The following is a 26,115-nucleotide window of genomic DNA, read 5'->3' on the forward strand; positions in this document are numbered from 1 at the left end:
GAGGACCCGATGACCGCCAACACCCGGCAGCCCCGCACCGGGGCCCTCCAGGGGTTCGTGCCGTTCCCCGCCGATCGGGCCGCCGCCTACCGCGCGGCGGGGTATTGGGCGGGACGCACCCTGGACACCATCCTGAGCGACGCGGCCCGGCGCTGGCCCGGTCGGACGGCCGTGCTCGACGCCGTGGGCGGCGCGCGCTTGAGTTACGCCGAGCTGGACGAGCGCGCCGACCGGGCCGCCGCGGGACTGCGCGGGCTGGGCATCGCGCCGGGTGACCGAGTGCTGTTGCAATTGCCGAACGGTTGCCAGTTCGCGGTGGCGCTCTTCGGGCTGCTGCGGGCGGGCGCCGTCCCGGTGATGTGCCTGCCCGGCCACCGCGCGGCCGAATTGGGACACTTTGCCGCCGTCAGTCAGGCCACCGGCTTGGTGATCGCCCACGCGGCAACAGGTTTCGACTATCGCGCCTTGGCGACCGAACTCGTCAAGGACCACCCGGCGCTCGAGCATGTGATCGTCGACGGCGACCCGGGCCCGTTCACCTCGTGGGCCGAACTTTGCGACCGGGCCGCCGCCGCGCCCGTGATGCCGCCGCAGGACCCGGAATCTCCTGCTCTGCTTCTGGTTTCGGGTGGCACCACGGGCACTCCCAAACTGATCCCCCGCACCCACGACGACTACGTGTTCAACGCGACCGCCAGCGCGCGGGTGTGCGGGCTCACCGCGGACGACGTCTACCTGGTGACGCTGTCGGCCGGACACAACTTCCCGCTGGCCTGCCCCGGCCTGCTCGGCGCGATGACGGTGGGCGCCGCCACCGTATTCGCCACCGACCCCAGCCCCGAGGCCGCGTTCGCCGCGATCGAGCGCCACGGCGTCACGGTCACCGCCCTGGTGCCGGCCCTGGCCAAACTGTGGGCACAAGCCCGCGAGTGGGAGCCGGTGGCTCCGAAGTCCCTGCGGCTCTTGCAAGTTGGCGGGGCGAAGCTCGATCCCGACGATGCCCGCCTGGTCCGCACGGCGTTGACCCCGGGGCTGCAGCAGGTGTTCGGGATGGCGGAGGGCCTGCTGAACTACACCCGGCCGGGTGATCCGCCCGAGCTCGTCGATCACACCCAGGGCCGGCCGTTGTGCGAGGCCGACGAGTTGCGCGTGGTCGACGCCGACGGCGCACCGGTGGCTCCGGGCGAGGAGGGCGAACTGCTGGTGCGCGGCCCGTACACGCTCAACGGCTACTACCACGCCGAGCGCGACAACGAACGCTGCTTCGACCCCGACGGCTTCTTCCGCAGCGGTGACCTGGTCCGGCTCCGGCCGGACGGGTATCTGACGGTCACCGGACGTGTCAAGGACGTGATCTGCCGCGGCGGCGAAACCGTCTCCGCGGCCGACCTCGAGGAGCAGATGCTGCGCCACCCGTCGATCTTCTCCGCGGCCGCGGTGCCACTGCCGGACCCCTACCTCGGCGAAAAAATCTGTGCGGCGGTGGTTTTCAGCGGGCCGGCGGTGACGCTGGCGGAGCTGAACGCCCACCTCGACCGGCGTGGGGTGGCCGCGCACGCCCGGCCCGACGTGCTGGTGGCGATGACGACCCTGCCGACCACGCCGATCGGCAAGGTTGACAAGAAGGCGATCGCCAGGCGCGTCGGCGCGGCGTCGGCGAAATAAGTCGGGGGCGACAGGTCGAAGTCCCCTCCGGGAGACTCACACCAAGAATCGCAACGGTGTGAGTCATGGGCCACCAGCGGAGAATCAACCGCTCCGGCAAAGGCCGTTCGGGCTTTGGCGCTGGGACGATTACTTCCGAGTTAACCGTGCGTACCAATTCGGCCATTTTGCATTGTGGGCTACCTCACATCCCCTACGATGGCATTCTGCATCGGTCTTGGGAAGACTGTGATGCTCGAGGGGGGATCCCATGCGCGCCTTTGACGCAGCTTATGCCGACACGCTCGCTCAGCCTGCGAGCATAACCCCTTCGGCGCTAATGTCATTCAGCAATTCATGCGCGCTCGCGGTAAAGGTCACGAAATGGCATCACCGGTTGGCGGACGAAAGGTAGCGCATGTTCCTGGGGACGGTTGATGATTGGACAGCCGAGGGCACCGTCGTTTCCTGGTACCCGACCGCCACCACCCACGCGCGTGCAGCGGAAGCGCAATATCACCCGGCCCCAGTGAGTTACCAGCAGTCGCAGCATCTTCGCTATTACCGGCGCCAGGTCAGCCTCGGCCGCGATATTCCCCGGTTATGCATCGGGGCGTGGGAAATCCGCGGTGTCTGCGATGTGGACGCGATGACGCACGCCGTGAATAGTCATGTGCGGCGCCATGATACGTACCACGACCGGTTCGACTTCGACGACAACGACGAAATTCGCCGTTACGTTATCCCCGATCCGGCGGAGATCACCCTGGCGCCAGCGGATCTCGGACGGATGGCCCCGGTCCAGATCCGCAAACTGATTCTCGATACCCCGGATCCGCTGCAGTGGGACTGCTTCAGCTTCGGAATCGTCCAGGGCGAAGACCGATTCACCATGGTTATCGCGGTCGATCACCTGCGTGCCGACGGCATGTCGGCCGGGGTGATCTTTCTCGACATTCAGACGGCGTACTTCGCCGCGGTGCAGAAGGCCGACATTGCGCTGCCACCCGCGGCCAGCCACCGCGAGTACAGCGCGAAGCAGCGTGCATACACCGCGGGGCTGAACGAGGCCTCGCCGGAGATCCAGACCTGGCGAAGCTTCCTCGCCGCGAACCGCGGTGCGCTGCCGCGGTTTCCCCTCGAGCTGGGGCAGGCCGCCGCCGATACGCCGGGCGCCATCGAGGTCTTCGACCTGATCGATGACGACCAGGGCCGGCGTTTCGAGGCGGCGTGCCGGGCCGCGGGGGCGCGCTTCAGCGGCGGCGTGTTCGCCTGCGCCGCGCTGGCCGAGCATCGGTTGACCGGCGCGCCGGTGTATTTCGGACTCACCCCGTTCGAGAACCGCCGAGACCCCGCCCACGCGACCGCGGTCGGGTGGCTGGCCAGCTTCGTCCCGCTGACGATCCCCACTGCGGGCGCGTCATTCGACGAGGTGGTCGCCGCCGCCCAGGCGTCCTTCGACGCGAACACGGCCCTCGGCGCGGTGCCGTACTACCACCTGCTCGAAGCGCCCGACGCGGATCCGATCGAGATTCCGGACCGTCCGGTTCCGATGCTGTCCTACATCGACATTCGCAAGCTGCCGTTCGCCGGCGACTTCGACGGCCTGCGGGCCGGCATCTGGGGCGACAACCGCCTCTCGGAGACGGTGTGCATGTGGGTCAATCGCATGCACGACAAGACGCAGCTGGTGGTCGCCTACCCGGGCACCGACATCGCCCGCGAGTCCGTCCGGCGCTACGTCGAGACGATGCGCGCAGAGTTCACCCGGGTTGCCGACGGTCCGTGATGCCCGAGGCATTCCGGTTCGCCCGCAGGACGTCTCGGTACACATCCCATCGGCAGCCCCGCGAGGCACGGCGCCGGTGACGAGGCTGGCCCTGCTGGACCAGGCCGCATTCTTGCGGCTGCGCGCCACCGGCCAGGGCAGCGCGGCCCAATGCACCTGGATCTACGACCGCGCCGTGAACCTCGACCAATTGCGGGACTTCAACGGCAATCTCGGCGCCGGCCTGCTCGGACGCCGGATCGAGCGCTCCCCCTTGCCTTTCGGCCGTCACCGTTGGGTGCACGACTGCGACTCACCCGCCATCGCGCTCGAGCCGCGACGGCCGCGCTCGGATATCGGCGCGTGGGTCGAAAGCCGTGCGCGCGTGCCCGTCGACCCGGAGTACGGCCCGTCATTCCACCTCGGCGTCCTGCCGTTGGACGACGGGGGCGCGGCGGTCACGCTGGTGGCGTCGCACTGCGTCGTCGATGGGCTCGGGTTCATCACCGCGATCACCGAGGCGGTCGCCGGGCGTACCCGCAATCCCGGCTATTCCCAGGCGAATTCACGCAACCGGTGGCGGGCGATCCTGGCCGACCTGGCCGACGCCGTCATCGCCCTGCCGGCGGTGATCCGCGCGCTGTTCGCCACCCTGGCGATATTGATCGGGTCCTCTTCCAATCCCAAGCCGCGGCCCCGCCTGCCCGAGGCGCCGGTCGATGATGCCCCGATCGCGCTGCCGTCGGCGACGATCCAGACCGACGCCGCGGCGTGGGAAGCGCGTGCGCGCGACCTCAACGGAAGCAGCAACACGCTTTTCGTCGCGTTCGCGGCCCGTCTCGCGCACCGGATCGGCAGGGTGCTCCCCGGCGGCGACTCGGTGACGGTCGTGCTTCCGGTCAGCGACCGCGTCGCCACCGACGACGACCGGGCCAACGCGCTGACCTCGATCACGTTGACCGTCGACGGCCGCGCGGTGCGGGGCGACCTGAGCGGCGTGCGCGCGGATGTCAAGCGCGAGCTGACCTCCCTGGCAACACAACCCAACCCTATGCTGGCCGGCTTGCCGCTCATCCCGTTCACCCCGCGCTGGCTGGTCCGGCGCCTCGAAGGCGTCGCGATGTCGAGCGACCAACTCCCGGTCGGCTGCTCCAACCTCGGCGATCTCGATGCCGCCCTGGGGCGTATCGATGGCGCGGATGCGGGCGAGGTCTGCATCCGGCTGGTCGATCAGGGCGTCACCCGGGGCCGCGTCGAGCAAGGCCACGGCCAATTGTTCTGCAGCACGGGCACGATCAACGGCAGCCGGTTCCTCAATGTCATCGCCTACCAGAGCGGCGCCGACAACACCGCCGCGGCCACGCGCGAACTGGCCTGTCACGCGCTCGCCGACCTGCTGCTGTCCGCCACATCGGTGTACGAGGGCCGGATCTGATCGTGGACCTCGGCGTCGGGGCGAACGAACGTCCACACAACGCGTTGTACGTCTGGGGCACCGCCGCCATTGCGGCCTGGACGGCCGCCGTCCTGTGGTGCGCCGTCAAAGTCGTTCCCTTGGACGTGTACTGGATGTCTTATTACGCCGCCGACTACGCGCACGGCTTCGTGCGCCGCGGGCTCGCGGGCGAACTGGTGCGGTTGGTCCCGGGAGACTACTTCTCGGTCGCGCTGGGTCTGCGGTGGCTGTCCACCGCCGCCTTCTTGGGCGGCCTGGCGACGGTGGCTGGCGTGGTGCTGTTCGGCCGCGTTCGGTCCGAGCGCAGGCTGATGGTCGCGCTGCTGATTCCGTTGCTGCCCTTCGGTGTGCCGTTCGCGGCGTATTCGGCCCGGCCGGACCTGTTCGGCGGGGCGGCGCTGGCGCTGTTCTCTTCGGCGCTGGTGTGCACCCGTTCCCGCGCGGGCGCGATGGCGTGGTGCGCGGCCTACGGCGTCGCGATCGCGGCGTTGACGCTCGTGCACGAGGCGATAGGGCTGGAGTTCGCGTTGGGGGCCGTGCTGGCGATCATCGTCCTGGGCACTGCGCTGAATGGGTCAACGGGCCTCGGGGCGCTCCTGGCGGTGCTGCCGGGCGTCCTCACCGCGGCCGCGGTGGCGGCTTTCGGTCGTCACGACGTCGCCGCTCAACTGTGCGGGTCGGTACCGCATCAGTCGATGCCCAACCCGTTCGCCACGGTCACATCGCCAGAAACCCTGCTGCGCTACGTGATCGACGGGCAATCGCGGCAAACCGATTATCACGACTGGGTGTGCCGCAACGTGATGCCCAACTTCGACAATGGGATCGCCGATGCCATCCGCAGCGTCGGGCACGTCGGAGCGGTGGGGCTGGCCATGTCCCTGGTGTTCGGTGCCGCCGCGCTGGTGTTGACGGTGTGGGGGCTCGGCAACGTTTCGGGGGTGCCGCCGCGGGCGTTCGTCGGGGTGCTGCGGGGCCGATGGCCGTGGGCGATCGGCGGGCTGCTGTTGGTCGCCCCGGTCTTCCTGACCGGCTATGACTGGACCCGCTGGCTGATCATTCTGGCGTTCGACGTCGGGGTGGTCTTCATCCTCTTCGCGGCGCGCAGGCCGGAGATCGATCAGCGTCCGACGCCAAAAGCGTTGCGGTGGTTCGCCCTTCTCGCCATCGCCCTCGCGCTGATTCCGGTGGGCGCGGTCCCCGGTTTCGGCGGTCCGCGGATGGTTTAGCAGGCGAGCGCGGCCGGCGGTGCTAACCGGTGACGACGGTGCAAGACAGGCAGGCGATGGTCGCCGTGCACTCCATCCCGTTGAAGATGGGAGGGATGTTAAGCGGGGCTCCGTGAAACCTCTGGGGTTTGGCGGGATTGGCCGTTCTCGCGTCAGTGCCCGCTCAGTGTCAACGTGCCCTTCGTCTCGAGCACCTTGCTGGCGGTGATCCGTTCGGTCTTACGCGCCTCGCGTTCGAGGTACCGCTGCTTCGATTCGTCGAACTTGTCCGACGCCTGCTCGAGTTCCTTGATCAAGACGGCGAGGTCGTCGCGCATCCGGGCGGCCTCGCCGCTGAAGTCTTCGCGCTCGAAGATGCGCCACTTCCGCAGCACCGGCATCACCACCTCGTCGAGATGGATGCGCGGGTCGTAGACGCCGCCGACGGCGATGATGACCGCCTTACGCCGGAATTCGGGCACCGTGAAGCCGGGCATCTTGAAATTGCGCAGGATCCGGTGCACCGACGCCATCGCCTGGTTCGGGGCGATGTCCAGGCCCGCCGCGCTGACGTCCCGGTAGAAGATCATGTGCAGGTTCTCGTCGTGCGACACCCTGGCCATCAGCGCTTCGGCGATCGGGTCCGACGAGGCCTTGCCCGTGTTGCGGTGCGAGACCCGGGTCGCCAGCTCCTGGAACGAGACGTACATGACCGAGTCGAACAGGCTCTCGGCAAACATGTCACCCTGCTGGTTCTGCCCCGGGCTGAAGCCCCGGGTCATTTGCTCGAGGCGGAGTTTCTCCAGCGCCACCGGGTCGACGGCGCGGGTGACCACCAGGTAATCGCGCAACGCCGTGCTGTGCCGGGCTTCCTCGGCGGTCCATCGGTTGACCCACTGCCCCCAGGGGCCGTCCATGCTGAAGTTCATCGCGATCTCGCGGTGATACGACGGCAAGTTGTCCTCTGTCAGCAGGTTTTGCACCATCGCCACCTGCGCGACGTCCGGGAGCCGGCTTTGCCCGGGCTCCCAATCCTGACCGTCCAGCGCGTAGAAGTTCTTGCCGTCCGACCACGGGACGTAGTCGTGCGGATTCCATTCCTTGAACATCGACAGGTGGCGGTTGAGCAGGCCCTCGACCACGGGTTCGAGCTCGTGTAGTAGCTGCAGGTTAGTCAGGTCCTTGGACACGGAGCCCTCCAGTTAAGTGTGTCTTCTCGTAACGCGCAATGTATCTGTGTCATTGGGTTACATAAAGATGACACGCCGGAAAGCCGGCGAAATAGGGCCAAAGGTCCCTACGCGTGCGGGGGTGCCCACCGAGCCTCGGTCGGCCACCGACCGGTCGAGCGAGCGCTACTGGCGCGCAACCAGATACGGCGCGAGCGTGGACAGCTTTTCGCAGGTCTCCTCGAATTCCCGCTCGGGCGTGGACTCTTCGATGATCCCCGCCCCGGCCCGCAACCAGGTGCGGCCGCCGCGTTCGTACGCCGCCCGCAGGGTCAGCGCGGCATCCAGGCCGCCATCGGCCGAAAACATCACGACCGCTCCGGAATACAGCCCGCGCGGGCCCTCGTCGAGACGCAGGATCGCTTCCACGCCGCCGGCTTTCGGAATGCCCGACGCCGTGACCGCCGGGAAAAGCGCCTCCAGCGCGTCCATCCGGTCGTTCGACGGGCCCAGCCGCCCGCTGACCGTGGAGCCGAGGTGCTGCACGCTCCCCCGTTCCCGAACCGTCATGAAGTCGGTGACCACCGCGCTGCCGGGTTCGGCGATCTCGGTCATCTCCTGCAGCGAGCTGCGCACCGAGATCGCATGCTCGACAATCTCTTTGGAGTTCGATTCCAGGTCGTCGCGGGCCTGGCGGTCGCGCGCCGTACCGCGGCCCAGGGCCCGGGTACCCGCGAGTGGCTCGGTCACCACGATGCCGTCGTCATGGACGGCCGCGACGAGTTCCGGGCTGTAGCCCACGGCGCGAATCCCGCCCAGCCGCAACAGGAACGATCGCACCGGGGTGTTGTGCCGACGCCCCAGCCGGTAGGTGGACGGAAAGTCCAGTCCGAAGGGCACTTCGAGGGACCGGGACAGGATCACCTTGTGGTAGCGGCCCGCCGCGATCTCCCCGACGGCCGACGCCACCCGATCGCGATAGCCGGAAGGGTCGGCGAAAACGTCCACGCCGCGGGCCTGGCGCAGCTCGGGCAGACCGTCGCCCAGCAGGCCCAGTACCGCGTCCCGGTGGGCGTCGGTGGTGCCCCACAGCTCGACCGCGTCCCCGGTCACCACGATGCGGGTGCGCGGCCAAAACACGCGGGCCAGCGGGGTGCGCGCCGCCAGCCGCTGCTGCAGCCCGTAGCGGTAGATGCCGAATTCGAAGGCGATCCACCCGAAGAGTTGGTCGGTTTCCAGCAGCAATATGTCGATGGCTTCGCCCAGCACGGGCCCCGGCCGCCCAGACCACCGTTGCCGCTGCACCACGCCGTCGCGGATGACGCGCAGTTCGTCGCTGTCCAGCTCGACCATCGCGCGCACGCCGCTGGCCAGCACCCATTGCCCGTTGCGCTCGTAGAGCAGGTACTCCTCGCCGACCCGTTCGGGCAGCAGCGCGGCCAGCTCGGCGGCCAGGTCGGCCGGGTGGACGTGTGCGGGAAGCGGGATGGGTGACGATGCGGAGCCGGCGGAACTCGTCTGAACGCTGACCTCGGTCACGGTTAGTAAATGTAGCCTAACCTATCTAACAACGCGCAACCGATTCCCGGATCTCGTGCAGCCAGACCACCGGCGGCCCTCGAGCCGAGCACGCCCACCGGACTTCTCCTAAGATCATTGGCAGCCCGATCGCCCAACCCTGGAGAGTCACCGCCATGTTCGTCATCCGGCTTGCGAACGGTGAAGAGGTCCAGGGCGGTGAGAATGACGAGTTGGAAATAAATCAAGAAACGGGCGTGCTCACGGTTTCGCGTGTCGACGGTTTCGAGGAAATCACCACGCATTACTCGCCAATGGCATGGCTATCGGTTACGCACCGCAAGAAGGGCGCCGGGGTCAGGCCCTCGGTAATCTCGTCGGCGCGCTGATTGCGGCGTTGACAGCAAACACACAGCACTTTCACACCAAACCCACGCCCGGCGTGAGGTAGGCGCGCGATCCTGCGGCCGCCAACCGCAGGCGGTTGACCAGTGATTTTGCCGTGCGCCGGCCGATTTCCGGCGCTACGACACACCTTTGCATTCGAGTGGCGGTTTGACCCCGCCGGGGATACGTTTTCCACGGTCGTCGGGATGTTCTGTGGTGGCTCCGCTTGCGGACGGTGCTTTTCCCTGATCACCGCACTCATCGAGGGAGGCATTGGATGCTGCAAGAGTTTTGGCACAACTTCACCCATAACCTGTTCAAGCCGCTGCTCCTGTTCTTCTACTTCGGATTCCTCATTCCGATCCTGAAGGTGCGCTTCGAATTCCCCTATGTCATTTATCAGGGCCTGACGATGTATCTGCTGCTGGCCATCGGCTGGCACGGCGGTGAGGAGCTCGCCAAGATCAGCGCCGGCAGCATCGGGATGATCGTGGGCTTCATGGTGTTGGGCTTCCTGCTCAACTTCGTGATCGGCGGCTTGGCCTATCTCCTGCTGAACTGGCTGACCTCCCTTCGGCGAGTCGACCGGGCGACGGTAGCCGGGTATTACGGGTCGGATTCGGCCGGAACGTTCGCCACCTGCGTGGCCGTGCTGACCGCCGTCGGCATGGCGTTCAACGCGTACATGCCAGTCATGTTGGCCGTCATGGAGATTCCGGGCTGCCTGGTGGCGCTCTACCTGGTGGCGCGGCTTCGCCACCGCGGCATGGACGCGGCGGGGTACATGGTCGACGAGCCTGGTTACACCGCGCCGGTCAGGGTCGGCGTGGGGCCCGGCACCGCGGCCAAGCCCCCGCACGGCGGGAGCCTGGAGGCCGAGCACGAACGCGGAATCGAGCAGGAGCTCGAATTCTCGCTGGAAAAGCTGGACCACCCGGACTGGGAGGACGACCAGATCTTGCCCCGCCCGTCGGGCAAGAGGGCGCCGATCTTCTCCCGGGAGCTGTTCCAAGAGGTGTTCCTCAACCCCGGGCTCGTCCTCCTCATGGGAGGCATCATCATCGGCCTGGTCAGTGGGCTTCAGGGGCAGAAGGTGGTCGCCGACGACGACAAGTTCTTCGTCCTGGCGTTCCAGGGCGTGCTGTGTTTGTTCCTGCTCGAGATGGGCATGACGGCGTCCCGCAAACTGAAGGACCTGCGGACGGCCGGCCCCGGTTTCATCTTGTTCGGCCTGCTCGCGCCGAACATCTTTGCGCCCCTTGGCATCTTGGTCGCCCATAGCTACGCCTCACTGACGCACGCCGATTTCAAGCCGGGAACCTACGTACTGTTCGCGGTGCTCTGCGGCGCGGCGTCCTACATCGCCGTCCCGGCGGTTCAACGGCTGGCGATCCCCGAGGCGAGCCCCACCCTGCCGTTGGCGGCGTCGCTCGGTTTGACGTTCTCCTACAACGTCACCATCGGGATCCCGCTCTACATCGAGGTCAATCGGCTGATCGCCCATTGGTTCTAGTTTCGCCGCACCCAACGATCGCCCGGCCGACGAATCACGATGGGCGACAGCCGCTTTGACTGGCCCGTTCCCGGGCTGACGCGACGGCCGACGCGGCGAGTTGTTAATTGTGCGTAAAGACGGGTTGAGTCGGCTCGCTCCAGCCCGCGAGGTTCACTAAGTTCGTGAACGCCGCGAGTCGCTTGCTGCTGCCCGCTGCGCCGGACTGCGTCGCCAGGAGGCGCCCATGCTGTACGAGTTGTGGCAAAACTTCATCCACAATCTCTTCAAGCCGCTGCTGCTGTTCTTCTATTTCGGCTTCCTCATCCCGATCCTGAAGGTGCGGTTCGAGTTCCCGTACGTGATCTACCAGGGCCTGACCATGTACCTGCTGGTGGCAATCGGCTGGCAGGGCGGGGAGGAGTTGGCCAAAGTCAAACCGGCCGACATCGACAACATCGCGGGATTCGTGGCGCTGGGCATCGCGCTGAACTTCCTGATCGGGGCGCTCACCTACGTCTTGCTGAGGTACCTGACCCGGCTCCGGCGGGTCGACCGGGCGACCGTCGCCGGCTACTACGGGTCGGACTCGGCGGGCACCTTCGCGACCTGCGTGGCCGTCCTGACCAGCGTCAAGATCGCGTTCGACGCCTACATGCCGGTCCTGTTGGCGTTCATGGAGATTCCCGGCTGCCTGGTGGCGCTGTACCTGGTGGCGCGGCTGCGGCACCGCGGCATGGACGAGGCCGGATTCATGCCGGACGAGGACGGCTACACGGCCCCGGCCAGGGTGGGGCCCGGCGCGGCCGCCCAGCGGGAACGCGCGGAGGGCGTCGACGACCGGGTGGAGCGTGCGATCGCCGAGGAGCTGGAGTTCTCGCTCGAGAAGCAGGAGCACCCCGAGTGGAATCCGGACGCGGCTGTGCGGACGAACGCGCCCCTCTTGTCGCGCGAGATCTTGCGGGAAGTGTTCCTCAATCCCGGACTGATTCTCCTCGTCGGCGGCATCGCCATCGGCTTCGTCAGCGCGCTGCAGGGCCAGAAGGTGGTGCATGACCAGAACGAGCTCTTCGTCGCGGCGTTCCAGGGTGTCCTGTGCCTGTTCCTGCTCGAGATGGGCATGACCGCGTCCCGCAAGTTGCGCGACCTCAGGTTGGCCGGCACGGGGTTCATCGTCTTCGCCCTGGTGGCGCCCAACTTCTTTGCGACGCTGGGGATCGTGGCCGCGTACGCGTACGCCTACCTCACCGACACCCACTTCCAGCCGGGCACCTATGTCATCTTCGCGGTGTTATGCGGAGCGGCGTCCTACATCACGCTCCCGGCGGTGCAACGGCTGGGCATCCCCGAGGCGAGCCCGACGCTGCCGCTGGCCGCGGCGCTTGGCCTGACGTTCTCCTACACCGTCACCATCGGGATTCCGCTCTACATCGAGATCAACCGCGCAGTGGCACACTGGTTCCCGCCGGTCTGAGCGCTATCCCAGGATGGTGCGCACCACCGCGTCGGCCAGCAGCCGCCCGCGCGCCGTGAGGACGAACCGCTCGGCTTCGAGCACCAACAATCCGTCGGCGACCGCGACACCCGCGCGTTCGCGTTCGGCGTCGCTCAGCACCTCGCCCGGAAGACCTTGGCGCAGCCGGGTTTTCAACAGCACCTCTTCGGTGTGCAGGGCGTCGGCGTCCAGCCGCTCGAATCCCCCCACCGGCAAAGCGGTTTCGGACAACGCCTGCGCATACGCGTTGGGATGCTTGACGTTCCACCATCGAATGGCCCCGATGTGGCCATGGGCTCCCGGGCCCGCGCCCCACCACTGGCCGCCGTCCCAGTAGCCGAGGTTGTGCCGGCACTCACCGCCGGGCCGGGCCCAGTTGGACACCTCGTACCACGTCATCCCGGCCTCCGACAGCCGGGCGTCGACCAGCTCGTAGCGGTGCGCCAACACGTCGTCGTCGGGCGCCGCCAGCTCCCCGCGGCGGACCCGGCGGGCCAGGGCGGTGCCTTCCTCGACGACCAGCGCGTACGCGGATACGTGATCGACGCCGGTGGCTATCGCTGTGTCCACCGAGCGCAGCAGATCCTCATCCGATTCGCCCGGAGTTCCATAGATCAGGTCGAGGCTGACGTGCTCGAAGCCCGCCGCCAACGCTTCGCGGGCGGCGGCCGCCGACCGGTTCGGGGTGTGAATGCGGTCGAGGACCCCAAGCACCGTCGGGGACACCGACTGCATGCCCAGCGACACCCGCGTGTAGCCGGCCGCGCGGATGGTGTCGAAGAAGTCCGGCCAGGCCGACTCCGGGTTGGCCTCGGTGGTGATCTCGGCGCCCGGATCCAGCGCGAAGTGTTCCCGCACCATGTCCAGCACCGACGCCACCCGCGCCCCACCCAGCAGCGACGGCGTCCCGCCCCCGACGAACACGGTATTCACGGTCGGGCCGGAAAGCCGCTCCGCCGCCAACTTCAACTCCGTTCGCAGCGCCGCCAGCCACGCGTCGGGGTTCACACCGCCCAACTCCGCCGGGGTGTAGGTGTTGAAATCGCAATAGCCGCAACGCGTTATGCAGAACGGGACATGGATGTAGATCCCGAACTGCCGTCCGGGTACTCCCCGCAGGTCGGGCAACTCGACCGCTTGCTCGCGAAGTGCCATGCCAAATGATCCCACGGTGGGCGGCCCGCGGCCCGGCCGTCAGAGCCCGCCCCACGACGAGCGACCTTTCCTGGGTTTTCTCACCGGAGCGACCAGCTTAATCGGGGAATTACGCTCACCGTGAGCGGATATTTGACCTGGTGGCATCGCCGCCCGCCGGGCATGGCACAATGGTGGCGTGACCGTCGCTCAGCCCAGCCTTCGCATTGCGCTCGTGGCGCGGCGGCACATTGATCTCAAGCGCGTTTGCAGCTGTTGCTGTCTCCCTTGATGTCGTAGACCCGCCCACCTGTACGTCCAGCTGGCATCGGATCTGCGCCGCCGATACCACCGGTGAGCTGCGTTTCTATGCCTGCGATGTCGAGAAGGAGACCTGCTCAATGACCACAGTCCGCCCCGCCAAGCCTCGCAACGAGGGCCAGTGGGCGCTGGGGGATCGGGAACCACTCAACCCCAACGAAGAGATGAAGCATGCCGGCGCCCCGCTCGAGGTGCGCGAACGCATCGAGAACGTCTACGCCAAAGAGGGCTTCGACAGCATCGACAAGAGCGACCTGCGCGGGCGGTTCCGCTGGTGGGGGCTCTACACGCAGCGCGAGCAGGGCTACGACGGCACCTTCACCGGTGACGAGAACGCCGACCTGCTGGAAGCCAAGTACTTCATGATGCGGGTGCGTTGCGACGGCGGCGCGCTGTCGGCCGCCGCGCTGCGCACCGTCGGCCAGATTTCCACCGAGTTCGGCCGCGACACCGCCGACATCTCCGACCGCCAGAACGTGCAGATGCACTGGATCGAGGTCGAAAACGTCCCCGAGATCTGGCGACGGCTCGCCGACGTCGGCCTGCAGACCGCCGAGGCGTGCGGCGACTGCCCCCGCGTCATCCTGGGTTCCCCGCTGGCCGGCGAATCGCTGGACGAGGTGCTCGACCCCACCTGGGCCATCGACGAGATCGTGCGCCGCTACATCGGCAAACCGGACTTCGCCGACCTCCCACGCAAGTACAAGACCGCCATTTCGGGGCTGCAGGACGTCGCGCACGAGATCAACGACATCGCCTTCATCGGCGTCAACCATCCCGAGCACGGGCCCGGCCTGGACCTGTGGGTCGGCGGCGGCCTGTCCACCAACCCGATGCTGGCCCAGCGGGTCGGCGCCTGGGTGCCGCTGGACGAGGTGCCCGAGGTCTGGGAGGCCGTGACGTCGATCTTCCGCGACTACGGCTACCGGCGACTGCGGTCCAAGGCCCGGCTGAAGTTCTTGATCAAGGACTGGGGCATCGAGAAGTTCCGCGAGGTTCTCGAAACCGAGTACCTCAAGCGGCCGCTGATCGACGGCCCGGCCCCCGAGCCGCTCAAGCATCCGATCGACCACATCGGGGTGCAGCGGCTCAAGAACGGGCTCAACGCGGTCGGGGCGGCTCCGATCGCCGGGCGGGTCTCGGGCACGATCTTGTCGGCGGTGGCCGACCTGATGGACCGGGCCGGTTCGGACCGCGTCCGGTTCACCCCGTACCAGAAGCTGGTCATCCTCGACATCGCCGACGACAAGCTCGACGATGTGCTCGCCGGGCTGGAGGCGCTCGGGCTGCAGACCAAGCCCTCGGCTTGGCGGCGAAACCTGATGGCCTGCACGGGGATCGAATACTGCAAGTTGTCCTTCGCCGAAACGCGGGGCAAGGCGCAGGTCTTGGTGCCCGAGCTGGAGCGCCGGCTCGAGGACATCAACGCCGAGCTCGACGTGCCGATCACGGTCAACATCAACGGTTGTCCGAACTCGTGCGCGCGAATACAAGTGGCGGACATCGGCTTCAAGGGTCAAATGGTCGACGACGGCCATGGGGGCTCGGTCGAGGGCTTCCAGGTGCACCTGGGTGGCAGCCTCGGGCTGGACAGCGGCTTCGGCCGGAAGCTGCGCCAGCACAAGGTCACCAGCGACGAGTTGGGCGACTACATCGAGCGGGTGGTACGGAGCTTCATCAAACACCGCAGTGCGGGAGAACGGTTCGCGCAGTGGGCGATTCGGGCGGATGAGGACGATTTGAGATGAGTGAACAAGCAACGAAACTGACCGAAGCCGAACTGCGCGACCTGGCGGCGCGCGGCGCCGCCGAGCTGCAGGGCGCCAGCGCCATCGAGGTTTTGCGCTGGACCGATGCGACCTTCGGTGGAGTGAACGGGCCCCGCGGCTGGGCCACCTGCAACTACGTGCTGACCTCCAGCATGCAGGAGGCCGTGCTGATCGATCTGGCTTCCAAGGTGCGGCCGGGCGTGCCGGTGGTCTTCCTGGACACCGGCTACCACTTCGCCGAAACCATCGGCACGCGGGACGCGGTCGAGTCGGTGTACGACATCCACGTGCTCAACATCACGCCCGAGCAGACGGTCGCCGAGCAGGACCAGCTGCTGGGCAAGAACCTGTTCTCCCGCGATCCGGGCGAGTGCTGCCGGCTGCGCAAGGTGGTGCCCCTGCGGCGAGCGCTGAGCGGATACTCCGCCTGGGTGACCGGGCTGCGCCGCAGCGAAGCGGCGACGCGCGCCAACACCCCGGTGATCGGCTTCGACGAGGGTTTCAAGCTGGTGAAGATCAACCCGCTGGCGACGTGGACCGACGAAGACATGCAGAACTACATCGACGAGCACGAGGTACTCGTCAATCCCCTTGTCTACGACGGGTATCCGTCGATCGGCTGCGCTCCCTGCACGGCCAAGCCGATCGCGGGCGCCGACCCGCGCAGTGGCCGCTGGCAGGGCCTGGCGAAGACCGAGTGCGGGTTGCACGCTTCCTAACTTCAAGCGTGCGTCACGCCGAGGTCAGCGTGGTTTCGTCTTCGCCGGCGGGGCGGGCGGCGGTCGTCTCTTCGGCGAGCGACGGCTTGCGGGTGGCGCGCACATAGACCGTGTCGCCGTCGCGTAGGGCCAGCGCCTCGGCGTCACCACGGGTGATCTGCGCGGTGAAGCGGCCCCCGGTGGCGGCGCTGGTCAGTTCCACCCGGACCTCGAAACCGAGCACTACCACGCGATCGACGGTGGCGCGCACGACCCCGATCGACTCCGCGGTGCCATCCCCACCCGCGATGGCCATTTCGGGGTTGCGGCCCACCCGGATGTCATGCGGGCGAACGAGATTGCCGTTCAGGCTGGACACCTTCCCGAGAAACGACATCACGAAGGCGGTCGCCGGCGCGTCGTAGACCTCGGTGGGCGAGCCCACCTGCTCGATCCGACCCCGATTCAGCACCGCGATCCGGTCGGCGACGTCCAGCGCCTCGGCCTGGTCGTGGGTGACCAGCACGGTGGTGACGTGCACCTCGTCGTGCAGGCGTCGCAGCCACGCCCGCAGGTCCTCACGCACCTTGGCGTCCAGCGCGCCGAACGGCTCGTCCAGCAGCAGCACCTCCGGGTCGACGGCCAGCGCCCGCGCGAGCGCCATCCGCTGGCGTTGCCCACCGGAGAGCTGATTCGGGTAGCGGGTCTGAAATCCGCTCAGCCCCACCACTTCCAGCAAGTTGTCGACCTTGGCCTTGACCTCCGCCTTCGGCCGCTTGCGGATCTTCAACCCGTAGGCGACGTTGTCCCGAACGGTCATGTGTTTGAACGCGGCGTAGTGCTGGAACACGAACCCGATGCCCCGGCGCTGCGGCGGGATCCGCGTGACGTCGCGACCGTTGATGGTGACCGTTCCGCTGTCGGGCTGGTCGAGCCCCGCGATGGTGCGCAACAGGGTGGACTTGCCCGAGCCGCTGGGGCCCAACAGGGCGGTCAACGTCCCGGAGGGGACGACGAAGTCCACGTTGTCCAGCGCCACGAAGTCGCCGTAGCGCTTGTTGGCATTCCGCACGACGATCGCGTGATCGACGGGCCGGCTGTCGTTTTCGGTCATCAATGCGTCTCCATGTCGGGACTATCTGGCCGCCCGCGCGCGGCGGAGATCGAGGATCACTTGGAAGATCAAGACCAGTACGGCAACGCCCATCAACAACGTCGACAGCGCGTAGGCGCCGTACTCCACGCCGCGGTTGTACCGGTCCGAGACGAGCAACGTCAGCGTCTGTGACTTACCCGGAAGGTTCGACGACACGATGATGACGGCGCCGTATTCGCCGAGGGTGCGGGCGATGGTCAACACGATGCCGTAGGTCAGACCCCACCGGATGGAGGGCAGGGTGATCCGCCAAAAGGTCTGCCACCACCCCGATCCCAGGGTTGCGGCCGCCTCTTCCTGGTCGGTGCCCAATTCGTGCAGCACCGGTTCCACTTCGCGCACCACGAACGGCAGCGTCACGAAGATGCTGGCGAGCACTATGCCGGGGAACCCGAAGATAATCTTGAACCCGAGGTCGCGTTCGACGAAGCCGAACGCACCGGCCGCCCCCCACAACAGGATCAGGGCGACGCCCACGACGACGGGCGACACCGCGAAGGGCAGGTCGATAACGGCCTGCAGCACGCCCTTGCCGCGGAACCGGTTGCGGGCCAACACCAACGCGGTGGGTATGCCGAACACCACGTTCAGCGGCACCACGATGGCGACCACCAACAGGGTCACGTTCAGCGCCGAGATGGCCGCGGGCGTGCTCACCCAGTCGAAGAACTGGCCGAAGCCCGGCCGGAATGTCCGCCACAGGATCAAGCTGACGGGGACGACCAGCAGCACGAAAATGTATGCGAGCGCGACGAATCGGATCAGGTACCGAACTCGTGAGGACGAAGTCACGGAGCCAGCTCCTCACGCTTGGCCGCTCGCCCGCCGACGAGGCGCAGGATGAACAGCACGACGAAGGATATAGACAGGAGCACGATCGAGATGGCGGCGGCGCCGGTGCGGTCGTCGTTCTCGATCAGCGTCCGTATCCACTGCGACGAGACTTCCGTCTTGCCGGGGACCGCGCCGCCGATCAGCACCACCGACCCGAACTCCCCGATCGCCCGCGAGAAGGCCAGGCCGGCACCGGACAACAGCGCCGGGGTCAGCGACGGCAACACGACGGAGGTGAAGATCTTCGGCCCGCTGGCCCCCAGCGACGCCGCCGCCTCTTCGGTTTCCCGATCGATCTCCAGCAGCACCGGCTGCACCGCCCGCACGACGAACGGCAGCGTGACGAACGCCAGCGCCACCGCCACGCCCCATGCCGTGTGCTGCAAATGCAGACCCACCGGGCTGTTGTTGCCGTAGAGGGCCAGCATCACCAGGCTGGCGACGATGGTGGGCAGCGCGAAGGGCAGATCGATGATGGCGTCGACGAGGCGCTTGCCGACGAAGTCGTCGCGCACCAGCACCCAGGCGATCACCAGACCGAAGACCAGGTTGAGCAGGGTGACCCCGGCCGAGATGGTCAGCGTCACCCGGAACGACTCCACCGCCGCATTCGACGTGACCGCGAGCCAGAAGGCATGCCACCCGCCCCCGGCCGCCTGCCAGGCGATGGCCGCCAGCGGCAGCAGCACGATCACCGAAAGCCACAGTGTCGCCATGCCCACCCGCAGCGACGTGGTGCCCGAACGCCGCGCCCTCGTCGGCCGCCGCGGGACGTCACCGGACGGGGGCCCCAGCTCCGGCCGAATCGCCTGCGGGTCCGGTGTGATCGCGGCCGTCATCCGGTGGCCTGGGTGTAGATCTTGGTGATGCTGCCGGTGCTCTTGTCGAACAGCTGCGGGTCCACCGGCGTCCAACCACCGAGATCGGCGATCGTCCACAGTTTCGCCGGCGCCGGGAACTGGTCGCGGAATTCGGCGGCGACGGCCGGATCGACGGGCCGAAAGCCCGCCTGCGCCCACACTTTCTGCGCCGCTGCCGTGTACTGGAAGTTCTTGAAGGCGACCGCGGCGTCCAGGTGCGGGCTGGTGGTCACCACCGCCACCGGGTTCTCGATCTTGAACGTCTGCGGTGGGTTGACGTGCTCGACCGGCTTGCCGGCGCGCTCGGTGGCGATCGCCTCGTTCTCGTAACTGATCAACACATCGCCGCTGCCCTGGACGAAAACATCGGTCGCCTCCCTTCCCGATCCGGGCCGCAGCTTGACGTGCTCGTGGACCAGCTTGCTGATGAAGCTGACGCCGGCCGCAGCGTTGGCGCCACCCTCGCTCTTGACGGCGTACGGCGCCAACAGATTCCACTTGGCCGACCCCGAGCTCAGCGGACTGGGGGTGATGACCTCCACGCCCGGGCGCAGCAGGTCGTCCCAATCCCTGATGTTCTTCGGGTTGCCCTTACGCACCACCAGGGTCACCACCGAGCCGAACGGAATTCCCTTGGTGGCGTCCGTATTCCAGTCCTTGGAGACCTTGCCGGCCTTCACCAACCGGGTGATGTCCGGTTCGACCGAGAAGTTCACGACGTCGGCCGGCTTGCCGTCGACGACGCCGCGCGACTGATCGCCGGAGGCGCCGTACGACGTGACCACCTGCACGCTCTTGCCCTCCTCGGCGGCATTGAACGCCGGGATCACCTTGCTCCAGCCGGGTTCGGGGACCGAATAGGCGACCAGGGTGATGCTGGTGTGCGCGTTGTTCGGGCCGCTCCCGCCCACGACGTCACTGGCCCCGCCGCTACATCCCGCGAGGAGGGTGACGACGAGTCCAAGCGCGGCGACCGGCCGCCAGCGCGGCGTGCCGGCGATGTCGTTGAGCATTCGGGCCTTCCGGTACGGGGGACTTAGCAGATGTCGATCCCGATGCTGCGGAAAGGCGCCATAACCGACGGGAGAGCTCACGAACCCCATACCAGACCGCACACGGGTTGCAGTCAGCGACAACAGTGCACGAAGACATGGCGCTTCACCGCACCCGATGTCATATGCATGGCGGGAAGCCTAACAGGAATCGGCAGGCCCGCCACCGAGCGGGCAACCCACGCTCAGTGCGTCAACCACCATGCGACGATCACCAGGACCACCAGCGCGACCAGAATCAACGTCACGTGTGACCGAGGCATGCGAATTACCCGGGCGCCGCGTCGGCGTGGCGGGCGCGGCGCATCAGGGCGATGCCCTTGCCGAGCAGGCCATCGAGCAGTCCCGCCGTGACGGCGGCCACCACCAGCACGACCGGCATCACCACCATGGCCTGCAAGACGAACGCGAGCCCGGAAAGCCACAGCTCGTTGCCGTCCCACCAATTGAGGAATGCGGTCACGGGGCTCACCCTATTCGGCCCTGCAGCGGAAAACCAATGTGCCAAGATCGGCGCATGTCTGCCCCCTCGTCCGCGCCCGAGGCGACGGCCTGCCTGATCGCCGGCGGTGGCCCGGCCGGCATGGTGCTGGGCCTGCTGCTGGCCCGCGCCCGCGTCGACGTCACGGTGATGGAAAAACACGCCGACTTCCTGCGCGACTTTCGCGGGGACACCGTGCACGCGAGCACGCTGCGCCTGCTCGACGAGCTGGGGTTGGGCGCCCGGTTCGCGGAGATTCCCCATCGCCTGATCGACACCGTCCGCATGGAGATACAGAACCAACCGGTGGCGCTCGACCTGACCCGCCTTCCGGGCGCGCACAAGCACATCGCCCTGGTGCCGCAATGGGACTTTTTGGAGCTGGTGGCCAGCGCCGCCGAGGCCGAGCCGAGCTTCCGGCTGCTGCGCTGCACCGAGGTGATCGGCGTGCTGCGGGACGGGGATCGCGTCGTCGGCGTCACCTATCGCGACCAGGCCGACGAGGTCAAAAGCATGCGCGCCGAGCTGACGGTGGCCTGCGACGGTCGCTCGTCCACGGTGCGTTCGGCGCTGGGCACCCAACCGCACAGCTTCGGCGCGCCGATGGACGTTTGGTGGTTCCGGTTGCCCCGCCACCCCGACGATCCACCGGGGCTGGGCGGCGTGCTGCGGGCCGGACACGCGGTCATCGTGATCGATCGCGGCGATTACTTCCAGGTCGCCTACATCATCCCGAAGGGAACCGACGCGGATCTGCGGGCCGAGGGCATCGAGGCGCTGCACCGGGTGCTGGTCGGCATGGTGCCCTGGCTGGGTGACCGCGTGCAGGCGCTGACGTCCTTCGATGACGTGAAACTGCTTGACGTGCAATTGAATCGGCTTCCCCGCTGGTATGCCGACGGCGTCTTGCTGATCGGTGACGCCGCGCACGCGATGTCGCCCGTCGGCGGGATCGGGATCAACCTCGCGGTGGCCGACGCGGTGGCCGCCGCCCGCATCCTGGCCGGCGCGCTGCGCACGGGACGGGTGCCCACCTGGCGGCTGGCCCGGGTGCAGGCGCGCCGCTGGATGCCCACCGTGCTGCTGCAGGCCGCGCAACGGGGCATCCATGCCAACGTGATCGCCGCGGCGGTGGCCCGAAACGAGGACCGCGCGCCGGGGGCCGTGCGGCTGGTGAGCCGGTCCACACCGCTGCGGCGGCTGCTCGGCTACCTCGTCGCGATCGGGCCACTGCCGGAGCACGCCCCGCGGTTCGCCCGACGCCACGGGTGACGGGAGAGTGACGCCACGTCGTCGAAAGAATGGACGCCGGGCCGCCCGACAGATGATGATGGCGGGATGGTCCTGCACGCCCAGCCCGACGACCAGCCCGCCGACGCCATGCCCGAGGAAGCATTCGAGGCGGCGCCGGCAGCCATCGCGTCGCCCATCGACTTCAGCGCGCCGGCACCCCTGGCTTCCAGCGCGGCACTGCGGAACCCCTTTCCGCCCATCGCCGACTACGCCTTCCTGTCGGACTGGGAGACGACGTGCCTCATCTCCCCCGCCGGGTCCGTCGAATGGCTGTGCGTGCCGCGGCCGGACTCCCCCAGCGTCTTCGGCGCCATCCTGGACCGCAGCGCGGGTCATTTCCGGCTAGGGCCCTACGGCGTCTCGGTGCCCTCGGCGCGCCGCTACCTGCCCGGAAGCCTGATCATGGAGACCACGTGGCAGACCCACACCGGGTGGTTGATCGTGCGCGACGCGCTGGTCATGGGGCCGTGGCACGACATCGAGCGCCGATCGCGGACGCACCGCCGCACCCCGATGGACTGGGACGCCGAGCACATCCTGCTGCGCACCGTGCGCTGCGTGAGCGGCACCGTCGAGCTGATGATGAGCTGCGAACCCGCGTTCGACTACCACCGCGTGGGCGCCACCTGGGAATACTCGGCCAACGCGTACGGCGAGGCCGTCGCGCGGGCCACCAAACAGCCCGACGCCCACCCGACCATGCGGCTCACCAGCAACCTGCGGATCGGGTTGGAGGGCCGCGAGGCGCGGGCACGCACCCGGATGAAGGAGGGCGACGACGTGTTCGTCGCGCTGAGCTGGACCAAGCACCCCGCGCCGCAGACCTACGAAGAGGCCGCCGACAAGATGTGGCAGACCACCGAGTGCTGGCGGCAATGGATCAACATCGGCAACTTCCCCGACCACCCGTGGCGCGCCTACCTGCAGCGCAGCGCGCTCACCCTGAAGGGGTTGACGTACTCGCCCACCGGCGCACTGCTGGCGGCCAGCACCACATCGCTTCCGGAAACCCCTCAGGGCGAACGCAATTGGGACTACCGCTACGCGTGGGTGCGCGACTCCACCTTCGCGTTGTGGGGGCTCTACACGCTCGGGCTGGACCGCGAGGCCGACGACTTCTTCGCGTTCATCGCCGACGTGTCGGGGGCCAACAGCAACGAGCGTCACCCGCTGCAGGTGATGTACGGCGTGGGCGGCGAACGCAGCCTGGTCGAAGAGGAGCTGCATCACCTGTCCGGCTATGACCATGCCCGCCCGGTGCGCATCGGCAACGGCGCGTACGACCAGGTGCAGCACGACATCTGGGGCTCCATCCTCGACTCGTTCTACCTGCACGCCAAGTCGCGCGAGCAGGTCCCCGAGACCCTATGGCCGGTGCTGAAGAAGCAGGTGGAAGAGGCGATCAAGCACTGGCGCGAGCCGGACCGGGGCATCTGGGAGGTCCGCGGCGAACCGCAGCACTTCACCTCGTCGAAGGTGATGTGCTGGGTGGCGCTCGATCGCGGGGCCAAGCTGGCGGAGCGGCAGGGCGAGAAGAGCTACGCCCAGCAATGGCGGGCCATCGCCGAGGAGATCAAGGAAGACATCCTGCAACACGGCGTGGACTCCCGCGGGGTGTTCACCCAGCGCTACGGCAGCGATGCGCTGGACGCCTCGCTGCTGCTGGTGGTGCTGACCCGCTTCCTGCCGCCGGACGACCCGCGGGTGCGCAACACCGTGCTGGCCATCGCCAACGAACTCACCTCCGAGGGCCTGGTGCTGCGCTACCGCGTGGAGGAGACCGACGACGGGCTGTCCGGCGAGGAGGGCACGTTCACGATCTGCTCGTTCTGGCTGGTGTCGGCCCTGGTGGAGATCGGCGAGGTGGCGCGCGCCAAGCGGTTGTGCGAGCGGCTGCTGTCGTACGCCAGCCCGTTGCACCTCTACGCCGAGGAGATCGAGCCGCGCACGGGCAGGCACCTGGGCAACTTCCCGCAGGCGTTCACCCACCTGGCGCTGATCAACGCGGTGGTGCACGTGATCCGCGCCGAGGAGGAGGCCGACGGCTCGGGGATGTTCCAGCCCGCCAACGCGCCGATGTAGCAGCGGCGCTAAGTCAGCCGGCGCCGCGTCAGCTGCGGGCGCTGAGTTTGTCCATCAGCGCGTGGGTGAGGTCGATGGCGGTGGTGTTGATGTCACCGTTGCCCTGATCCGCTGGACCATAAATGGGAATGAAGTCGACCGTCATCTCCACCACGTACGGCCCCTTGACGCCAAGGGCCCGGGCCGTGGGGATGGCGTTCAAAACCGAGTGTGGGCCGGACCCCCTCGAAACCGTCGCCGCCACAACCGAACCTGCGACGCGCACGTCGGAGATGGCGTCTAAACCGTAGACATCGACAGGCTTGACGGTCATCGTGGTTCCGTCGCACTTCTGCCACTGCGCGGCGAACCTGGCGAATAACGCGGCGGCGTCCGCATCCGACCGCAACGCGACGACACCTTCCTCGACGCTGTCGATCTTCACCGAATCGCCTTTGTGTACCCACATTTCGGCGGCGGTTTGTTGTATCGGCGCCGCGCCATACGGGCCCCGCTGCATCCAATGGACGACGCCGATGCAGTCTGCGGGTCGCGCGTCATCCCACGCGCTTCCCAGTTTGTCGGCGCCCCCAAAGTCCGAGTAACGCGGGTAGGGCTGGAACGGCTGGCCGACCAGTTTCGCCAGCGCGGTGCCGTCGAACAAGGCCCGTTTGATGGCTGGCACGTGCCCCGCGTTCGGTGCCAGAACTGCTGTGCCGGAGGTGGTTTCGGTGCAACCGCTGGCCAGCAGCGCCGCGATCACAACGGCCGAGCCGCGCCAGCGGTTCTTCACTTCGTACCTGCTCTTCCCGGCGTCAGCTCAGCGCGCTGACCTTGTCCATCATCGCGTGCGCGAGGTCGATGGCACTGCGGTGCACGTCGCCGGACCCCTCGTCCGACGAGCGCGTCGAGTTGAAGAACGCCACTTCGACCTCGACGAGGCAGTTCCCCCGCAGGCCGATGGCGCGCGCTTCGGGCCTGGGCCCGCTCGACGGTAGGCCCGGCAGCTGGGTGTCTATCGAAATGGTCGCGGCCAGAACGGATTCGGAGACCCGAACTTCGGAAATGGTGTCCGACAAGACGATCGAGGGCCGGTCGATGATGATGCTGGGGCGACCGATCGTCACGGTGGTGCCGTCGCAGTCGCGCCACTGCTGCGCGAACTGTCCGAACAGCGCGGCGGCCCCCGCGGCGCTGGAGAGCGCCACCACCCCTTCGGCGACGCTGATCACCTTCGCCGGCCCGCGCTGATTCCACCACGTCTCCCGCGCCGCATTCTTGACGTCGCCGGATCGGTAGGCGTCCTGCACCATCATCGACGTGACGCCGACGCAGTTGGCGGGCGAGACCGCGCCGAAGGCCGGCGGCAGCACCTCGGGCCCGCCGAACCGCGCCGGAAGTTCGTTCTTGCTGCCGAAGGACTGGCCTAGCAGCTTCGACAAGTCCGCGTCGTCGAGGAGCACCTTCTTCACCGGTTGCCCGGTGACCGGGTGGGGCTTCAGATTCGGCGCGGGCCGCGCGGTGCCGGCAACGGTGCAGCCGGTGGCCAGCGCCACGACCGACAGGCAGCTGAGGACGATGCGGCCGACCCTCATCAGTTCGTGCTCGAGACTTTGCGCAACATCGCCTGCACGATATCGACGGCCCTGGTCCCGGCCTGGGCGCGCGGGCCGACGGCGACCTTGACGTCAGCGATGACATCGCCCCGGACGCCGATCGCCCGCTCGTCCGGGCTCGGTGGGGTGTGATGGTTGTCCCACGCCATGACGGTCGCGGAAACTATCGGCCCGTCGACTCGGACGTCGGTCACCTTCGAGTACAACTCGGTGTCGCTCCTGTCGTGCGTGTACATGGTGACCGTGGTGCCCGCGCAATGCTGCCATTGCTGCGCGAACGACGCGAAGAGGCGTTGCGCGTCGGCGGTCGACCCGAGCTCGATCGCGGCTGCCGTTGCACTGGACACCTGCACCCCGGAGTCGTAATTCCAGTAGTCCTGCGTCGCAGCCCGGCGGACCGGGCCGTTCTCGTAGACGATGCGCATCGCCGGGTCGACGACCCCGAGGCATTCGATCGGCGTTGCGCCACCGGCGTCGCGAATTCCGTTGGGCAGCACGTCGATACCGCCCACCTCCGGCGGACGGTGGGGCGGCAGCTCATTGCCGACGGCGGTGGCGACCTCGGTGCCCTCCGGCAGGACCTGTTCCAGCGGCGCCCCGGCGCCGCCCAGGCGGCCGGTGCTCGCGGGGGTGCCGGCCACGGTCGTGACGCATCCGGTGCCGAGCAGGCTGATACCGACCAACGTCACGGCTCGCATCAGGA

General features: G+C 67.7%; 23 protein-coding genes. 12 read left to right on the top strand and 11 right to left on the bottom strand.

The window, feature by feature from the left end; translation table 11 throughout:
• Window positions 1–9: 9 nt before the first annotated feature.
• The 4 genes from A5730_RS09585 (at window position 10) to A5730_RS09600 (ending at window position 6,097) form a co-directional block, all read left to right on the top strand.
• Complete coding sequence (locus A5730_RS09585) at window positions 10–1,665, top strand: (2,3-dihydroxybenzoyl)adenylate synthase (RefSeq protein WP_067898785.1); 1,656 nt, start codon at window positions 10–12, stop codon at window positions 1,663–1,665.
• Window positions 1,666–2,062: 397 nt separating this feature from the next.
• Window positions 2,063–3,433, top strand: coding sequence for a condensation domain-containing protein (locus A5730_RS09590; RefSeq protein ID WP_067898788.1), 1,371 nt, complete (start codon window positions 2,063–2,065; stop codon window positions 3,431–3,433).
• A 76-nt stretch (window positions 3,434–3,509) separates the two neighbouring features.
• Complete coding sequence (locus tag A5730_RS09595) at window positions 3,510–4,847, top strand: hypothetical protein (RefSeq protein WP_067898791.1); 1,338 nt, start codon at window positions 3,510–3,512, stop codon at window positions 4,845–4,847.
• Entirely contained in the window at window positions 4,847–6,097 is a 1,251-nt protein-coding gene (locus tag A5730_RS09600) for a hypothetical protein (protein ID WP_067899581.1), read from the top strand. The genes A5730_RS09595 and A5730_RS09600 overlap by 1 nt, the downstream gene beginning before the upstream one ends.
• A gap of 152 nt (window positions 6,098–6,249) precedes the next feature.
• Here A5730_RS09600 and A5730_RS09605 read toward each other — a convergent pair whose 3' ends face one another.
• Together A5730_RS09605 and A5730_RS09610 are read right to left on the bottom strand one after the other, a co-directional pair.
• The gene (locus tag A5730_RS09605) at window positions 6,250–7,266 is read right to left on the bottom strand and encodes an acyl-ACP desaturase (RefSeq protein ID WP_055402546.1); all 1,017 of its coding nucleotides are present in this window, start codon (window positions 7,264–7,266) and stop codon (window positions 6,250–6,252) included.
• Window positions 7,267–7,431: 165 nt separating this feature from the next.
• The gene (locus tag A5730_RS09610; RefSeq protein WP_067898794.1) at window positions 7,432–8,784 is read right to left on the bottom strand and encodes a salicylate synthase; all 1,353 of its coding nucleotides are present in this window, start codon (window positions 8,782–8,784) and stop codon (window positions 7,432–7,434) included.
• A gap of 155 nt (window positions 8,785–8,939) precedes the next feature.
• On the opposite strand from A5730_RS09610, the gene A5730_RS09615 reads away from it, so the two are divergent.
• From A5730_RS09615 to A5730_RS09625, 3 genes are all read left to right on the top strand, one after another.
• On the top strand, window positions 8,940–9,152 hold the full coding sequence (locus A5730_RS09615) for a hypothetical protein (RefSeq protein WP_067898796.1): 213 nt from the start codon (window positions 8,940–8,942) through the stop codon (window positions 9,150–9,152).
• Window positions 9,153–9,427: 275 nt separating this feature from the next.
• On the top strand, window positions 9,428–10,663 hold the full coding sequence (locus A5730_RS09620; RefSeq protein WP_067898799.1) for a sodium-dependent bicarbonate transport family permease: 1,236 nt from the start codon (window positions 9,428–9,430) through the stop codon (window positions 10,661–10,663).
• Window positions 10,664–10,889: 226 nt separating this feature from the next.
• Window positions 10,890–12,116 carry a sodium-dependent bicarbonate transport family permease gene (locus tag A5730_RS09625; RefSeq protein WP_067898802.1) on the top strand — a complete coding sequence of 409 codons (1,227 nt, stop codon included), beginning with the start codon at window positions 10,890–10,892 and terminating at the stop codon, window positions 12,114–12,116.
• A gap of 3 nt (window positions 12,117–12,119) precedes the next feature.
• On the opposite strand, the gene hemW is transcribed toward A5730_RS09625, so the two are convergent.
• Window positions 12,120–13,292 (bottom strand): radical SAM family heme chaperone HemW, encoded by a 1,173-nt coding sequence (hemW, locus tag A5730_RS09630; protein ID WP_067898805.1) that lies wholly within the window; start codon window positions 13,290–13,292, stop codon window positions 12,120–12,122.
• Between the two features lie 214 nt (window positions 13,293–13,506).
• Between hemW and A5730_RS25415 the strand changes: the two genes are divergently transcribed.
• From A5730_RS25415 to A5730_RS09640, 3 genes are all read left to right on the top strand, one after another.
• Window positions 13,507–13,563, top strand: coding sequence for an Ms4527A family Cys-rich leader peptide (locus tag A5730_RS25415; RefSeq protein ID WP_368072687.1), 57 nt, complete (start codon window positions 13,507–13,509; stop codon window positions 13,561–13,563).
• 109 nt (window positions 13,564–13,672) lie between these two features.
• Complete coding sequence (locus tag A5730_RS09635; RefSeq protein WP_067898809.1) at window positions 13,673–15,340, top strand: nitrite/sulfite reductase; 1,668 nt, start codon at window positions 13,673–13,675, stop codon at window positions 15,338–15,340.
• On the top strand, window positions 15,337–16,080 hold the full coding sequence (locus A5730_RS09640) for a phosphoadenylyl-sulfate reductase (RefSeq protein WP_055402560.1): 744 nt from the start codon (window positions 15,337–15,339) through the stop codon (window positions 16,078–16,080). The genes A5730_RS09635 and A5730_RS09640 overlap by 4 nt, the downstream gene beginning before the upstream one ends.
• 13 nt (window positions 16,081–16,093) lie before the next feature.
• Here A5730_RS09640 and A5730_RS09645 read toward each other — a convergent pair whose 3' ends face one another.
• From A5730_RS09645 to A5730_RS09665, 5 genes are all read right to left on the bottom strand, one after another.
• Window positions 16,094–17,173: a sulfate/molybdate ABC transporter ATP-binding protein gene (locus A5730_RS09645; protein WP_067898812.1), complete on the bottom strand. Its 1,080-nt coding sequence runs from the start codon at window positions 17,171–17,173 to the stop codon at window positions 16,094–16,096.
• Window positions 17,174–17,194: 21 nt separating this feature from the next.
• Window positions 17,195–18,007 carry a sulfate ABC transporter permease subunit CysW gene (cysW, locus tag A5730_RS09650; RefSeq protein ID WP_067898815.1) on the bottom strand — a complete coding sequence of 271 codons (813 nt, stop codon included), beginning with the start codon at window positions 18,005–18,007 and terminating at the stop codon, window positions 17,195–17,197.
• On the bottom strand, window positions 18,004–18,888 hold the full coding sequence (gene cysT / locus A5730_RS09655) for a sulfate ABC transporter permease subunit CysT (protein WP_067898818.1): 885 nt from the start codon (window positions 18,886–18,888) through the stop codon (window positions 18,004–18,006). The genes cysW and cysT overlap by 4 nt, the downstream gene beginning before the upstream one ends.
• Entirely contained in the window at window positions 18,885–19,922 is a 1,038-nt protein-coding gene (locus A5730_RS09660) for a sulfate ABC transporter substrate-binding protein (RefSeq protein ID WP_067898821.1), read from the bottom strand. Before A5730_RS09660 ends, cysT begins: the two co-directional genes overlap by 4 nt.
• Before the next feature lie 307 nt (window positions 19,923–20,229).
• Entirely contained in the window at window positions 20,230–20,424 is a 195-nt protein-coding gene (locus tag A5730_RS09665; protein ID WP_055402571.1) for a hypothetical protein, read from the bottom strand.
• A 54-nt stretch (window positions 20,425–20,478) separates the two neighbouring features.
• Here A5730_RS09665 and A5730_RS09670 point away from each other — a divergent pair, with 54 nt between their 5' ends.
• Complete coding sequence (locus A5730_RS09670) at window positions 20,479–21,714, top strand: FAD-dependent oxidoreductase (RefSeq protein WP_067898824.1); 1,236 nt, start codon at window positions 20,479–20,481, stop codon at window positions 21,712–21,714.
• Window positions 21,715–21,780: 66 nt separating this feature from the next.
• Complete coding sequence (locus A5730_RS09675) at window positions 21,781–23,817, top strand: glycoside hydrolase family 15 protein (RefSeq protein WP_055402575.1); 2,037 nt, start codon at window positions 21,781–21,783, stop codon at window positions 23,815–23,817.
• 28 nt (window positions 23,818–23,845) lie between these two features.
• Here the strand turns inward: A5730_RS09675 and A5730_RS09680 are convergent, their stop codons facing one another.
• Genes A5730_RS09680 through A5730_RS09690 form a run of 3 tightly spaced genes read right to left on the bottom strand, consistent with a single transcriptional unit; the run spans window position 23,846 to window position 26,110 of the window.
• Complete coding sequence (locus A5730_RS09680) at window positions 23,846–24,589, bottom strand: sensor domain-containing protein (RefSeq protein WP_067898827.1); 744 nt, start codon at window positions 24,587–24,589, stop codon at window positions 23,846–23,848.
• Window positions 24,590–24,611: 22 nt separating this feature from the next.
• Entirely contained in the window at window positions 24,612–25,391 is a 780-nt protein-coding gene (locus A5730_RS09685) for a sensor domain-containing protein (protein ID WP_067898830.1), read from the bottom strand.
• Window positions 25,391–26,110, bottom strand: a complete 720-nt coding sequence (locus A5730_RS09690) for a sensor domain-containing protein (RefSeq protein ID WP_067899587.1) — start codon at window positions 26,108–26,110, stop codon at window positions 25,391–25,393. Before A5730_RS09690 ends, A5730_RS09685 begins: the two co-directional genes overlap by 1 nt.
• Window positions 26,111–26,115 lie beyond the last annotated feature (5 nt).

The sequence above is a fragment of the Mycobacterium sp. ACS4054 genome, assembly GCF_001667275.1.
Taxonomy (GTDB): Bacteria; Actinomycetota; Actinomycetes; order Mycobacteriales; family Mycobacteriaceae; genus Mycobacterium.